Below are 13,822 nucleotides of genomic sequence, written 5' to 3'. Positions count from 1 at the left end.
CGCCTTTGCGTGCACCGGAACACCCTTTCAGTGATAAAGCGCCCCCATGTCCGAGCCCGACGTCATTTCCATCCGTGGTGCCAGGGAGCACAACCTCAAGACCGTCTCCCTGGACATCCCGAAGAAGAAGCTCGTGGTGTTCACCGGTGTGTCGGGCTCCGGCAAGAGCTCGCTCGCGTTCGACACGCTCTACGCCGAGGGGCAGCGCCGCTACGTGGAGAGCCTGTCCTCCTACGCGCGCCAGTTCCTGGGGCAGATGGAGAAGCCCCGCTACGACACGCTGCGAGGCCTGTCGCCCACCATCTCCATCGAGCAGAAGGCGGCCAGCAACAACCCGCGCTCCACGGTAGGCACCGTCACGGAGGTGCACGACTACCTGCGAGTGCTCTACGCCTCCATCGGTGTGCAGCACTGCCCCCAGTGCGGCCGCAAGGTGGGCAAGCAGAGCGCGCAGCAGATCGTCGATGAAATCATGAAGCTGCCCGCGGGCACCAAGCTCCAGGTGCTGGCGCCCATCGTCACGAACCGCAAGGGCGAACACAAAGATTTGCTCGCGGAGGCGCAGAAGCGCGGCTTCTCCCGCGCGCGCGTGGACGGGAAGGTGCGCGAGCTGGAGGAGCGCATCGAGTTGGACAAGAAGTCCAAGCACGACATCGCGCTCATCATCGACCGTCTGGTGTTGAAGCCGGACCTGCGCACGCGCCTGACGGACTCCGTGGAGACCGCGCTGCGCGAGGGCAAGGGCACGCTCATCATCACGGATGAGAAGGGCACGCTCGCGTCCGACCGCGTGATGAGCGAGCTGAACGCGTGCCCCGCGTGCGGCCTGTCCTTCGGGGACCTGACGCCGGCGTCGTTCTCCTTCAACAACCCGCTGGGCATGTGCACGGACTGCAACGGCCTGGGCACCCGTCCGGAGATGGACGCGGACCTGCTGGTGCCGGACCCGTCGCGCACCATCCGCGACGGCGCGATTGAGCCGTGGGCCAGCGGCATGAACCGCGGCGAGGGCTGGACGGCGGACTTCGTGGAGAGCCTGGCGTCCGCGTTCAAGATTGATTTGGACGTTCCCTACGCGAAGCTGACCAAGCGGGAGAAGGACGTCCTGATGAACGGCGCGAAGGGCAAGTCCTTCACCGTGCAGTGGGGCGACAACGGCCAGTACGACATGGAGTGGGAGGGCCTGCTCGCCCGCACCATGCGCAACTTCAAGACGACGACGTCCGAAGCGCGCAAGGCGGAGCTGCAGAAGTACTTCAGCGACAAGCCCTGCCCGTCCTGCAAGGGCGAGCGCCTGCGTCCGGAGAGCCGCGCGGTGAAGGTGCACCTGCGCACGCTGGTGGAGCTGAGCCGGATGACCATCACGGAGGCGCGCACCTTCCTCACGCAGATGGGCCTGAGCGCGCAGGAGGAGAAGATTGCCCAGGAGCTGCTCAAGGAGATCCGCAGCCGCCTGTCCTTCCTGGTGGACGTGGGCCTGGGCTACCTCACGTTGGACCGCACCGCGTCCACGCTGTCCGGCGGTGAGAGCCAGCGCATCCGGCTGGCGTCGCAGATGGGCAGCGAGCTGACGGGCGTCATCTACATCCTGGATGAGCCCTCCATCGGCCTGCACCAGCGCGACAACGGCAAGCTGCTCACCACGCTCAAGCGCCTGCGTGATTTGGGCAACTCCGTCATCGTCGTGGAGCACGACGAGGAGACGATGGAGGAAGCGGACTACCTGGTGGACTTCGGCCCCGGCGCGGGCGAACTGGGCGGTCAGGTGGTGTCCCAGGGCACGCCCAAGCAGGTGATGGCGGACGAGAAGAGCCTCACCGGCGCGTACCTGTCCGGCCGCCAGGAGATTGAAATCCCCGAGTCCCGCCGCCCGGTGAACCCCAAGCATCAAGTCTCCATCGTGGGCGCGACGGAGAACAACCTGAAGAACGTGGACGCGGACATCCCGCTGGGCATCTTCACGGCGGTGACGGGCGTGTCCGGCGCGGGCAAGTCCACGCTGATCAACGAAATCCTCTACCCGGCCCTGGCGCGCGCGCTCTACGAGAGCCGCGAGCCCATGGGCAAGCACAAGTCCATCAAGGGCCTGGAGCACCTGGACAAGGTCATCGACATCGACCAGCGGCCCATTGGCCGCACGCCGCGCAGCAACCCGGCCACGTACACCAAGGTGTTCGACGCCATCCGTGAAGTCTTCGCCATGACGCCGGAGGCGCGCACGTTCGGCTACGGCCCGGGCCGCTTCAGCTTCAACATCAAGGGTGGCCGCTGCGAGGCGTGCGAGGGCGACGGCGTGAAGCTGGTGGAGATGCACTTCCTGGCGGACGTGTACGTCCCCTGCGAGGTCTGCAACGGCAAGCGCTTCAACGAAGCCACGCTGCGCGTGCGCTACAAGGGCAAGAACATCGCGGAGACGCTGGACCTGAGCGTCCGGGAAGCGGTGGACCACTTCGGCGCGCACAAGGACATCCTGCGCGTGCTGACGACGCTCACCGACGTGGGCCTGGGCTACCTGCGGCTGGGCCAGCCCTCCCCCACCCTGTCCGGCGGTGAGGCGCAGCGCATCAAGCTCGCCCGCGAGCTGGCCCGGGTGGCCACCGGGCGCACGCTCTACATCCTGGACGAGCCCACCACGGGCCTGCACTTCGAGGACATCCGCAAGCTCTTGTCCGTGCTCAACCGGCTGGTGGAGGCGGGCAACAGCGTGCTCGTCATCGAGCACAACCTGGACGTCATCAAGAGCGCGGACTGGCTCATCGACCTGGGGCCGGAGGGCGGCTCGGGCGGTGGCAACATCCTGGCCATCGGGACGCCGGAGGACGTGGCGAAGGTGGAGGCCAGCCACACCGGGCGTTACCTCAAGCACGTGCTGGGCAAGGCGCGCCGGGCCCGCATTGGCAAGCGCGTGGACGCGGCCTGAGGGGCCCCGGTAGGGTGGGGGCATGGCCGAGACCTCGACCGCCCCCACCTCCCAGCGCTTCCCGCCTCAGATTCCCTACATCATCGGGAACGAGGCCTGTGAGCGCTTCAGCTTCTACGGGATGCGGAACATCCTCGTGGTGTTCTTCATCGACTACCTGCTGCGCACGCACGTGCCGGAGACAGGGGCGCGGGAGGCCCAGGCGAAGTACCTGATGCACCTGTTCATGGCGGGCGTGTACTTCTTCCCCCTCCTGGGCGGCTACCTGGCGGACCGCTTCTTCGGGAAGTTCCACACCATCTTCGTGCTGAGCCTCGTGTACTGCGCGGGGCACGCGTGCCTGGCGCTCTTCGAGGACAACGCCACGGGCTTCTACACGGGCCTGACGCTCATCGCGATTGGCTCCGGCGGCATCAAGCCGTGCGTGTCCGCGATGGTGGGCGACCAGTTCACGGAGACGAACAAGCACCTGGTGAAGAAGGTCTTCGCCATCTTCTACTGGACCATCAACTTCGGTTCGTTCTTCGCGTCGCTGTTCGTCCCCGTGCTGATGAAGAACTACGGGCCGGCGGTGGCCTTCGGCGTGCCGGGCATCCTGATGTTCCTGGCGACGATCATCTTCTGGGCGGGCCGCAAGCACTACGTGCTGGTGCCTCCCACGGGCCCCAATCCGCACTCGTTCTTCAAGGTGCTGGGCAGCGCGTTCCGGGGCAAGGACGTGGCGGGCGGCACCTGGCTGGACAAGGCGAAGGCGGAGCACCCGGCGGAGTCGGTGGAGGGCGTGAAGGCGGTGTTCCGCGTGTCCGCGCTGATGCTGCCGTTCGTGCCCTTCTTCTGGATGCTGTTTGATCAGAAGGCGTCCACCTGGGTGGTGCAGGCGCGCTCCATGGACCCCAACGTGGGCGGCATCGTGTTCCAGCCCAGCCAGATGCAGTTCATCAACCCCATGCTGGTGATGCTGCTCATCCCCTTCCTGACGGCCGTGGTGTACCCGGCCTTCCAGCGGATGGGCTGGGAGCTGACGCCGCTGCGGCGCATGCCGCTGGGCCTGGTGATTGGCGCCGCGTCGTTCGTCATCGCGGGCTTCTTCCAGGTGGCCATGGAGGGCGGGACGACGCTGAACATCGCGTGGCAGCTGCTGCCCTACATCGTGCTGACGGTGGCGGAGATTCTGGTGTCCACCACGGGCCTGGAGTTCGCGTACACGCAGGCGCCCCGGCAGATGAAGGGCACCATCCAGAGCGTGTGGCTGGTGACGAACACGCTGGCGAACGTGGCGGTGGCCATCGCCGCGGCGCTCAACGTCTTCACGGGCTCCGCGCAGTTCTTCTTCTACGCGGCCCTGGCGACCGTGGCGGCCGTGGGCATGGCGCTGGTGGCCCGCCGCTACGTGGTGCGCGACTACTACCAGACGGACGCGCAGGCCCCCATGGACGGCCGCAACCCGGGCGTCGAGCCGAAGCCGGCGTAGCCCCAAGCCCCCGGGCCCGTCGTCAGATGAAGGTGTGGTTGATCTTCTTGTACGACGGGTCGTCCGGGAGGACGCGGGGGAAGTCCTCGACGCGCAGGGCCACGAGCGCGTGCTCACCGCGATTGACGCTCTCGCGCTTCGAGTAGGTGTAGCGGGGGTCCGCGATCCAGCTGGACTTCACGGCGTTGTAGTTGCTCACGTAATGCGCGTTCAACGCATCGCGGATGCGCCGGGTCGTGGCCTCGTCCCGGACGAAGGCGCTGAGCTCCCCGTCATAGACCATGCTCCGGTAGGTGAAGTTGGCGGAGCCCACCACCGCGACCCGGTCATCGAACAGGGCCAGCTTGGAATGGATGTAGATCGCGGTCTTGCCGTGGAACGGCGAGAGGAAGCGCACCCGCGCCCGGTCGAAGCACTCGACGTCCTTGTCGACGGGGGCGATGTCCTCGAACCCCTCGATCTGTAGGAGGGGCACGGTGGTGGAGCTGCCTCCCTTCGGATGGAAGGTGAAGGTGTCGTTCTCCAGCCACTTGTTGCTGACCATGGAGGTGATGCTGCGCAGCGTGCTCCACGCGTTGAGGCTTTCGTTGACCTTCCAGACGGAGCAGTCCGCGCGCGCCACCCGCTTTCCCGCCACCGTGACGTGCGTGCAGGACGCCAGGGACAGCTTCGCGAAGGAGATGGAGTTCAGGTAGTCGAAGGGGAATGGGTTCTTCGCGTAGGGATAGGGCACCATCACGCAGACCTTCGGGGGATGGGACTTCTGGAGCCGGCTGCACAGCTCGGAGACGAGCGTCGGGTCACTGAAGGCGAAGCCTTCGAAGTAGATGGTGTCCTGAGCCCTGCGGATCTCCTCGACCAGCAGCGCCTGGATGTCCGTCGCGCGGCCCAGGTAGCTCTCTGAGTTCGTGGTGGCGATCTGCACCGGGACCTTCTGGCTCGAATGGAGCTGATCGCCGCGCCGAGCGCGGGGAAGCCGGTCGAACTCCTCGGGGTCGGTGATGGGCGAGGTGGCCCGGCCGATGGAACCGGACACGGTGCCCACCTCGTAGAAGCGCTTCTGGTACCGGCGCAACCACTCCGCTTCGATGTCCGTGGCCGCGGGGCCGGTGATGCGCAGCGCGGTGTCGTGAACGGTGTTGCCCAGAGGGGGCTCGCCCATGCCTCCGCCCTGAGTCCCGGCGTGGGCCTCGTTGTCCCAGTAGAAGTTCGCCAGGTTCAACCCGCCGATGAGCGCGGTGAGCTTCCCCGCCACGCAGAACAGCGCGATCTTCTGGTGGACGGAGGACCCGTTCCAGCCGTTGTAGACCTCCATCAGGCAGCGGATCCGCCCGCCCTGCGTCGTGCCGTCGTAGCGCCCCAGCGCGGCGGCCGTCGCCTCGTTCTCCTCGAGGATGCCGGCGCTCATGTTCTTGTCGAAGTGGACGTCCAGCCGGGCCGGGCACCACATGATGAGATCCACCGGGTGGCCCGCGTTCGCGACCTGCTTCAGCTTGGGAGCCAGCGTCGTCCCGCTGGGAAGCCGGAGGCCCTTGCTGATCTCCCAGTACGCCAGGCGCACGTAGGTCTCCGGCCCTGGGTCCGCGTCCGCGACCGCGTCGAGCAGATCCTCCAGGGCTCCAAAGAAGTTCTCGCCATCGAGGACCAACTCCACCGCATTGCCTTCGCTGACCGCGCTCTTCATCGGGCACTCCCCACGGGATGAGCTCCACCCACAGTAGCGGAAGGACCAGCGCCGGAGCACTCCAGGGCGCGCTCCGGCATTCATCAGGCCCGCTTCATGACGAACTCCGCGTGGATGCGTCGTGCCTCGATGACACCGGCATCCCTTGAGTCGGGGGCTTCCGCCCTGTCGTCATAGGGGTCGAGCGAGAGGTAGACCGAAGCCGATTCCAGGATGAAGGCCGTGTAGCCCGGGACGAAATAAAACGCGGAGCCCTCGTCCCATGCCAGGTCGAACCGGGTCACCCCACTGAGCCGCAGGCGCAACTCCGCCACGGGGCTCTCCGGTCGCGGGACACAAGTGATGTCAATGACCACCCCTGCCCCTTCCACCGCCTGGACCGCGAACGCACGAAGCGTCCCGTCGTGTAGGGCCCAATGCCCCGCAATCTCGTCCAACGACTGCCTGCCTTCGGATGTGCTCATTTCAAGTCCAGGGAACTCCGAAGCCAACGTGGTGCGGAACTCCTACCAGACGGACGCGCAGTCCCCCAGGGACGTCCGCAACCCGGCGGTGGCGCCGAAGCTGGCGTCTGCCGGCTTGTGAGCACGTCACGCTCGCAGGTGATTGAGAAACGCGCGCAGCGCGGACGGCACCTGGCGATGTGACGAGTAGTACGCACAGAAGCCGGGGCCGAACGAAGACCACTTCGACAAGACGACCTCCAGCGTCCCCGCGTGGAGTTCCTGCTCCACGCGGGCGCGCAGGCAGTAGACGAGCCCGCCGCCCGCGACCGCCATCCGGATCGAAAGCTCCGAGTCCCCGAGCGTCACGTTCCCCGGGACGTCGATCTCCACGGCGCGGGGGCCGTCGCCGAGCTCCCAGCGGTACATGCGCTGAGTGCCGGTCCGGATCCGGATGCAGCGGTGGCGAAGCAGATCCCCGGGCACCTTGGGACGTCCGTGCGCGTCGAGGTAGCTGGGGGAGCCGACCACCACCCACTCCAACTGCTTCGTGAGCTTCGCGGCGATCATCCCTTCCGGCACGGTGCCGCCGTAGCGGATGCCTGCGTCGAACCCCTCGGCCACCATATCGACCATGCGGTCTTCGACCGCGATCTCCACGTCCACGTCGGGGTAGCGGGCGACGAAGCCCGGGAGCTTCGGCGAGATGAGGAGCCTGGCCGCATCATTCAGCGTCGTCACGCGCACCCTGCCGCGGGGGCTCTCGCGAAAACACGCGAGCTTGTCGACGGCTTCGTCGATCTCCTGAAAGCGGGGCGCGAGCTCGGCCGCGAGTTGTTCGCCCGCCGAGGTCAGCCGCAGGCTACGGCTCGTGCGGTGGAAGAGGCGAACGCCGAGTCGCGCCTCGAGCCCTCGGATGGAGTGGCTCACCGCCGATCCGGACACGCCGCGCACGGCGGCGGCACGCGTGAAGCTGCCCGCCGACGAGACCGCGAGGAAGACGTCCAGGTCCATCAGGTTATCACGCCGGTTCATGAGTCAAACATGAGCGACGTTCATTCCTCGCGCAACCGTGGGTTGCGGCGAGGGTTGGCCGCCGCGCCTTATCTTGGGCGGCATGAAGCGATTGAACACCTCGAAGTCAACCGCCGTGTCGGTGCTGGGCCTGGGGGGCCTGAGCATCGGCACGGGTGAGTTCGCGGCAATGGGACTGCTTCCCGATCTGGCGGAGTCGACGCACGTCTCAATCCCCCGAGCGGGCGCGTTCATCAGCGCCTACGCGCTTGGCGTCGTCATCGGCTCACCGGTGCTCGCGGCGTGGACGGCTCGCATGGAGCGCCGGCGCCTGCTGATGGAACTCTCCTTGCTGCTCGTGGTGGGCAACGTGCTCTCGGCGCTCGCACCATCCTTCGCCGTGCTGCTGGCCGCCCGCTTCATCGCCGGGGTTCCCCACGGCGTTTACTACGGCACCGCGTCCATGGTGGCCGCATCCCAGGTGCCCCCGGCACAGCGCACGCGCGCCATCGGCCAGGTGATGTTGGGGCTCGCGGCCGCGAACGTCGTCGGGGTTCCGCTCATGGCCTTCGTGGGTCAGGCACTCGGGTGGCGTGTCGCCTTCCTTTTCCTCGCGGGGCTGAGTCTCGTCGTCGCGTTGCTGCTGCCGCTCGCGGTGCCTCGCGTCGACGCACCCACGGGGGCCTCGCCACGAGGTGACCTCCAAGCACTCCTTCGCCCACGCGTCTGGCTCACGCTCGCCACCGCGACCGTGGGCTTCGGCGGCATGTTCTCCGTCTATAGCTACATCACGCCGACGCTCACGGAAGCGACCGGACAACCGCTCTCCCGGGTGCCGTGGTTCCTCGCCGCATGGGGCCTTGGGATGGTGGTCGGCAACGTCGTGGGCGGGCGCCTCGCTGACCGTGCACAGACCGCGACCATCATCGGCACGCTGCTGTGGAACGTGGTGTGTCTCGGCGCGTTCGCGGTCTCCACGTCGTCGGCCGCGTGGATGTTCACAGTACTCTTCCTGCTGGGCATCGGCTTCGCGCTGGTGCCAGCCCTGCAGGCGCGGCTCATGGATATCGCCGCCGACGCGCAGTCGCTCGCGGGCTCGCTGAACCACTCTGCGTTCAATCTGGCCAATGCCATTGGTGCGTGGGCCGGAGGACTGGCCATCGCCGCGGGACTCCCCTGGGCGTCGACGGGGGCGGTCGGAGCCGCGCTGGCGTTCGGCGGCCTCGTCGTCTTCGTCAGCACCGTGGCCCTGCGCCCCCTGTCGATTTCATCCACCCATCCTGAAAGGAAGTACTCATGAGGACGGAGAAGAGCCGCCGAGAAGCACTTCGGTCGCATCGATGCCCTGCTGAACAACGCGGGCATCGGCTACTTCGCGGCCGTCGAGGAGAGCGAAGACCGGGAGGTGCGCCGGATGCTGGAGTTCAACCTCTTCGGGCTCGCGGCCATCACGAACGCACTCCTGCCAGGGCTGCGAGCGCGTCGCTCGGGCACGATCCTCAACGTCTCGTCCGTGAGCGGCCTGCGGCGGTCGCAATCGTGGACGTCGCACATGATGCGAAGCCACCGGCGCGGCTCCCGCTCGGGAACTACGCCTACGACGGGCTCCTCGAGAAGCTCGCCTCGGTCCGCGCGGATATCGCCGCGCGCGAACAGGTAAGCCGTGGCGCCGACCGTTCCTGACGCACACGTGCCCGCCGTCGACGTTGGGTTCGGCGGCGGGGCACGGCTTCCCTGGACACTACGTGGAGTGGAAAACTGTGTTTCATCTGGCTACAGGCATTCTTGGCCTCTTCGTCATCGTCCGGTTCATTGCCCCCCTGCCGTGGTCCATGCGGCTCAGGATGGCGCTGTCGGTGGCCACCGCGCTCGTCTCCCTCCACCATCTCTTCAGCCGTATCGCCGGAACGATGTTCTCACCGGAGGTCCCGCGCGCGGCGATAATTGCCGTGAACTGGCTGTTCGACACCATCCTGCTGATTGCCGTGTTTCAGCTTGTCCTCGACATCGCGACGGCCCTTCGTGCGCTCGTGCGCCGCCGCTGGGTCTCCGCTCCCACGGTGGCGCGCTACGTGCTCGGAATGGCCGCGCTGTCATTGGCGGCCTTCGGCGTGAACCAGGCCGCCCGCGTCCCTCCCGTCAAGCACATCGAAATCGCCATCCGCGATCTGCCCAGGGAGTTCGATGGCTTCCGGGTAGTCCAACTGACCGACCTCCACCTGAGCCGGCTCTTTGAAGCACCGTGGGCAGAGGCCGTTGTTCGCGAGACCAACGCATTGAAGCCCGACCTGATCGTGATCACCGGAGACCTGATCGACGGCACGCTCGAGAACCGCCGTCACGACATCGAACCCCTGAAGAAGCTGAGTGCCGCCCATGGCGTCTACGTGAGCCCCGGCAACCACGAGTACTACTTTGGCTACTCGGATTGGATGGCGCGGTTCAAGGAGTTGGGGTTGCGCCCCCTGGCCAATGCGCACACGGTCCTTCGACGAGGTGGAGCGGAGCTCGTCCTGGCGGGCGTCACCGATCCCACCGCGCTCGCTTCGGGTCTTCCCGGGCCGGATGTGCATCAAGCCATCGCAGGGGCTCCCGCGGGAGTCCCCATCCTCCTGCTCAATCACCAGCCCAAACAGGCCGCCCTGAGCGCACGCGCGGGAGCGAGCTTGCAGCTCTCCGGGCATACCCACGGCGGGATGATCGTCGGGTTCGATCGTCTCATCGCGCGGTTCAACAACGGCTACGTCTCCGGACGTTACGATGTGGAGGGCATGCCGCTCTATGTCAGCAATGGGACAGCGCTCTGGCTCGGCTTCGCACTTCGCATGGGAGTCCCTTCAGAGCTGACGAGCATCGTCCTGCGTGCGGCTTAGAACCACCGTCAGGGCCCCAGCTGCACTGTCGGGTCCGCCGAGGGAGACGTGTGAGGCCCCCGGCGGGGCAGCTCCACAGTGAAGGTGGCGCCCTGCCCCGGCTCGCTTTCGACCTGGACCGAGCCGCCCAGCCTCTCCACGAGCTGGTTCACGATGTGGAGGCCCAATCCCAGCCCCCCGTAGTGGCGTGACGACACCGCGCGCTCGAAGGCTCGGAAGATGCGCGCGTGCCGCTCCGCCGGGATGCCGATGCCCTGATCCCGGACCTCCAGGCGGGCCATCTCCGCGTCCCCTTCCACTCGCACTTCGATGGGCCTTCCTTCGCCGTACTTGATCGCGTTCGAGAGCAGGTTGGTGACGATCTGATCCAACCGCGACCGGTCCCACACGCCCGGCATCGCCGTGTCTGCGTGGACCTGGAGCCGGGTTCCGGACGTGGCCAGCTCGGGGACGAAGCGCGCCGCGACGTCCCGGACCAGCGCGGCCAGGTCCACCTCCTCGAACTCCAGCTCGAGCTTTCCAGCATGGATGCGGGAGACATCCAGCAGCGTGTTGACGAGCTTCGCCATCCGTTTCGCCTGACGCTCGATGACCTCCAGCGAGTGCGTCACCGTCTCCACCCGCGCGGTCCGCAGCCCTCCGGTCCGGGCCAGGCGCATCAAGCCCTGCACCGACAACTGGAGGGATGTGACGGGGGTCTTCAGCTCATGGGAGGCAATGGAGAGGAACTCATCCCGGAGGCCAATCGCCAGCTGGGCCTGCTGGTAGAGGCGGGCGTTGTCCAGCGCCATCGCCGCGCGGCGGCCCAGCTCCTGCGCGAGCGCGAAATCCGCCGGGCCATACCGGCCACCGCCCTCCACGCGGGCGAGGGTGAGCGCTCCGAGCGCATGCCCCCGTGCGAGCAGCGGCACCGAAATCCACGACTGGAACTCGACGACCTCGGACAGGCCCTGCCCGTCCCGGACGCACCCCAGTGACATGGAGGCGCATCCCTCCGGGCAGAACTCCGGCTCGCCCAGGCGGAGCACCCTCCCCGGGCCATGCGCGGCCTCCAGGTCGGGCAGCGCGCAGTGCATCCGCGCGGTCGCGGTGGCGTGCAGTGCTTCGGAGCGGGCCTCGGTGATGCGCTGGAAGGAATGGCCCCCGTCCAGCAGGTCCACCACGCACCAGTCGGCGAACCGCTGGACGGTCAGCGCGGCCACGCTGCGCATCGCGTCCTCGGGGGCGAGCGAGCCGGTGAGCAGCCCGGACGCCTCCGCCAGGAGCGCGGACCGCCCCTCCTGCGCCTCCGCGCGGGCACGCGCCTGTTGCTCCCGCTGGAAGGTCTGATCGCGCTCCTGCTCGGCCCGGCGGTGCTCGGTGATGTCGATGCCGGTGCCGATGACGTACTCAATCTCTCCGGACTCGCCTCGCAGGACGTTGCTGGCCCAGGAGATGAGGCGGCGCTCTCCCTTGCGGGTCATCCAGTGGTGCTCGGCCTGCTCGAACCCCAACCCGGCCGCGAGCACGGCGAAGTTCTTCGCGACCCGCGCCGCTTCGTCCGGCGGCTGGAGTCGCGTCCAGAAATACGCGCCGCGCAGCTCCTCGAAGGAGTAGCCCGTCATCTCCTGGCACGCCCGGTTGAAGCGGATGATCCTCCCTTGGGGATCCAGGACGATGACCAGCGCGCGGGCCGTGTCCAGGACCGCCGAGCTGAAGTCCCTCTCACGTTGGAGCGCACGCTCGCTGTCCAGGGTCCGCGCGAAGAGCTGCCGGTGGACGAGCGCGGTGTGGAGCACGCCCCCAAGCCGCTCCACCATGCCCCGGTATTGCCGCGGCAGAGTCGGCTCGCGGTCGAAGTACAGCAGCAGCAAGCTGGAAGGAGCCCCGGCGTCGTCGATGGGCACGGACCACCGCACGAGCCCCGGCGAGTCCAGCTCCGGATAGGGCAGGTCCACCCAGAGGGGCGCTGGCAGTCCCGGCCGCGGGGGCAGCCCTGGAATCGGGAGCTGGCGGGAGGCCGAGGACAGTCCGCTCGCGCCCAGAAGCCCCACATGCCCCCGCGCATCCGGCTGGAGCCAGAGGGCGACCGCGCAGCCCAGCCGCTCCGCGACGCGGTCCAGGAAGTCGTCGGCGGGCTTGTGGGGATTGAGCAGATCGAGCGCCGCGACGGTGAGCTCCTGGAGCACGCTCAACAGCGCGAGCCGCTCCTCGGTGAGCTTGTGGTCCCCGTCCGCGCCGTGGTCCGCCATGCGCCACCTCACTCCCTCATCCAGGCAGGGCGACCACCACCGCTGTCTTGTTGTGGAACTGGGGGACCCCGCCTCCCATGGCCCCCACCTCGCCCAGGGTCAGACAGCCCACGACCGGGACCCCCTCTCCGAGCGCGTCCTGGAACCTCGCGAGCTCGTCCCGGACGAACTCCCCCAGGACGAGGTACCGGGAGACGCAATCGAACACCACCGCGCCGCCCAACGAGCCAGGGGTTGCCTCCCGGGCCAGGGTGGCGGCGATGCCCGCGGCGTCGAGCAGGTCCGTGCGCTTGCCCTCCATCACGCGGACCAGGGAGCCATCCGGAACCTCGGCGATGAAGCGCACCGAACCGTCGGGTTCCACGGTCAGGGGGTCTCTGATCACGAACTCGCCATTGGCCTGGGGAATCCCCAGCGGGTGGGTCATCGCGAAGCGGGGGAAGCTTTGCGCGTCCAGGGCGTCACCCCGGCTCTCGGCCGTGTGCCGGTAGACCTCGAAGGCGCGCTCGTAGTCGAGCTCGACGGCGGTCGAGCCCCGGGCCTTGGTCACCTGCGAGGGCGGACCATACGGAGACCAGCCGTGCTGGATGCCCACGCCGAACGGCTCCAGGGCATCAAAGGCAATCACCACCACCTGGTCCTGGTAGGCATGTCCGTGCGTGAACTGGGCCGTCTTCACGAACCGGACGTTGTTGCCCGCTCCGCCGCCCGCCCAGCGGATGCCCGCGCCCGCCTCCTGTTGGGCCCCGCGCACGACCTCCGTCGAGTTGCCGCTCAGCGCGTCCGGCAGGACGAACAGCGTCCGCCGGTATCCAGGGGGCTTGGGAGGCAGCTTGCTGACGGCCTCGGCCACCGCCGCGCGTCCGGCTGCTCGCGGGCTCACGCTGACCGGCCCGCCCATTCCCACGCCGACGCGGAAGTCGCCGCCGCGGAAGACCGCGATGACCAGGCCCTGGAGCAGCAGCTCCGTTCCCGCGAAGACGCCCGCCGCGCAGCACCCGGCCCAGGGGATGTCCCCGAGCTGAGCGCCGACCGCGGACGCCAACGCCACCGCGTCGTACTGGTCCGTGCACAGCACGAGCGCGAAGCTGGGGGTGTCCGCGCCGCGCAGCGCCTCCTGGCTCGCCTCCCGCGCGGCGGCGATGCAATCCGCCGAGCGACTCTTTCCAATCTGGATCCGCATGGG

Annotated in this window: 9 protein-coding genes and 1 pseudogene; 5 read left to right on the top strand and 5 right to left on the bottom strand. The window is 67.9% G+C overall.

Features of this window, described 5'->3' with window-relative positions:
* The first annotated feature begins 46 nt into the window (after positions 1 to 46).
* Together uvrA and D7Y04_RS30665 are read left to right on the top strand one after the other, a co-directional pair.
* Positions 47 to 2,920: an excinuclease ABC subunit UvrA gene (gene uvrA, locus D7Y04_RS30670; RefSeq protein ID WP_121761591.1), complete on the top strand. Its 2,874-nt coding sequence runs from the start codon at positions 47 to 49 to the stop codon at positions 2,918 to 2,920.
* A gap of 22 nt (positions 2,921 to 2,942) precedes the next feature.
* Complete coding sequence (locus D7Y04_RS30665) at positions 2,943 to 4,391, top strand: POT family MFS transporter (protein WP_120598167.1); 1,449 nt, start codon at positions 2,943 to 2,945, stop codon at positions 4,389 to 4,391.
* Positions 4,392 to 4,413: 22 nt separating this feature from the next.
* Here the strand turns inward: D7Y04_RS30665 and D7Y04_RS30660 are convergent, their stop codons facing one another.
* The 3 genes from D7Y04_RS30660 to D7Y04_RS30650 all read right to left on the bottom strand — a co-directional run bounded on the left by D7Y04_RS30660 (position 4,414) and on the right by D7Y04_RS30650 (position 7,553).
* On the bottom strand, positions 4,414 to 6,075 hold the full coding sequence (locus tag D7Y04_RS30660; RefSeq protein WP_121761590.1) for a phosphatidylserine/phosphatidylglycerophosphate/cardiolipin synthase family protein: 1,662 nt from the start codon (positions 6,073 to 6,075) through the stop codon (positions 4,414 to 4,416).
* Positions 6,076 to 6,158: 83 nt separating this feature from the next.
* Positions 6,159 to 6,389 (bottom strand): hypothetical protein, encoded by a 231-nt coding sequence (locus D7Y04_RS45900; RefSeq protein WP_233601644.1) that lies wholly within the window; start codon positions 6,387 to 6,389, stop codon positions 6,159 to 6,161.
* A gap of 276 nt (positions 6,390 to 6,665) precedes the next feature.
* Positions 6,666 to 7,553 (bottom strand): LysR family transcriptional regulator, encoded by an 888-nt coding sequence (locus D7Y04_RS30650; RefSeq protein ID WP_121761589.1) that lies wholly within the window; start codon positions 7,551 to 7,553, stop codon positions 6,666 to 6,668.
* An 82-nt stretch (positions 7,554 to 7,635) separates the two neighbouring features.
* On the opposite strand from D7Y04_RS30650, the gene D7Y04_RS30645 reads away from it, so the two are divergent.
* The 3 genes and pseudogenes from D7Y04_RS30645 (at position 7,636) to D7Y04_RS30635 (ending at position 10,405) form a co-directional block, all read left to right on the top strand.
* Complete coding sequence (locus D7Y04_RS30645; RefSeq protein WP_121761588.1) at positions 7,636 to 8,832, top strand: MFS transporter; 1,197 nt, start codon at positions 7,636 to 7,638, stop codon at positions 8,830 to 8,832.
* A 24-nt stretch (positions 8,833 to 8,856) separates the two neighbouring features.
* A pseudogene (locus D7Y04_RS46845) lies at positions 8,857 to 9,192 on the top strand (SDR family NAD(P)-dependent oxidoreductase); the annotation flags it as partial.
* 85 nt (positions 9,193 to 9,277) lie between these two features.
* Complete coding sequence (locus D7Y04_RS30635; protein WP_199749755.1) at positions 9,278 to 10,405, top strand: metallophosphoesterase; 1,128 nt, start codon at positions 9,278 to 9,280, stop codon at positions 10,403 to 10,405.
* Between the two features lie 8 nt (positions 10,406 to 10,413).
* Here D7Y04_RS30635 and D7Y04_RS30630 read toward each other — a convergent pair whose 3' ends face one another.
* Positions 10,414 to 12,636: an ATP-binding protein gene (locus D7Y04_RS30630; RefSeq protein WP_121761585.1), complete on the bottom strand. Its 2,223-nt coding sequence runs from the start codon at positions 12,634 to 12,636 to the stop codon at positions 10,414 to 10,416.
* A gap of 16 nt (positions 12,637 to 12,652) precedes the next feature.
* Positions 12,653 to 13,819, bottom strand: coding sequence for an FIST signal transduction protein (locus D7Y04_RS30625; protein ID WP_171811825.1), 1,167 nt, complete (start codon positions 13,817 to 13,819; stop codon positions 12,653 to 12,655).
* Positions 13,820 to 13,822: the final 3 nt, after the last annotated feature.

The sequence above is a fragment of the Corallococcus sp. AB038B genome, assembly GCF_003668955.1.
In the GTDB taxonomy this organism is placed as follows: Bacteria; Myxococcota; Myxococcia; order Myxococcales; family Myxococcaceae; genus Corallococcus; species Corallococcus exiguus.
This window is presented reverse-complemented; position numbering and strand designations above follow the sequence as displayed.

Coding starts and splice junctions, on each gene's coding strand:
- uvrA (WP_121761591.1), top strand. CDS start 47: ATGTCCGAGCCCGACGTCATTTCCATCCGTGGTGCCAGGGAGCACAAC.
- D7Y04_RS30665 (WP_120598167.1), top strand. CDS start 2,943: ATGGCCGAGACCTCGACCGCCCCCACCTCCCAGCGCTTCCCGCCTCAG.
- D7Y04_RS30660 (WP_121761590.1), bottom strand. CDS start 6,075: ATGAAGAGCGCGGTCAGCGAAGGCAATGCGGTGGAGTTGGTCCTCGAT.
- D7Y04_RS30650 (WP_121761589.1), bottom strand. CDS start 7,553: ATGAACCGGCGTGATAACCTGATGGACCTGGACGTCTTCCTCGCGGTC.
- D7Y04_RS30645 (WP_121761588.1), top strand. CDS start 7,636: ATGAAGCGATTGAACACCTCGAAGTCAACCGCCGTGTCGGTGCTGGGC.
- D7Y04_RS30630 (WP_121761585.1), bottom strand. CDS start 12,636: ATGGCGGACCACGGCGCGGACGGGGACCACAAGCTCACCGAGGAGCGG.
- D7Y04_RS30625 (WP_171811825.1), bottom strand. CDS start 13,819: ATGCGGATCCAGATTGGAAAGAGTCGCTCGGCGGATTGCATCGCCGCC.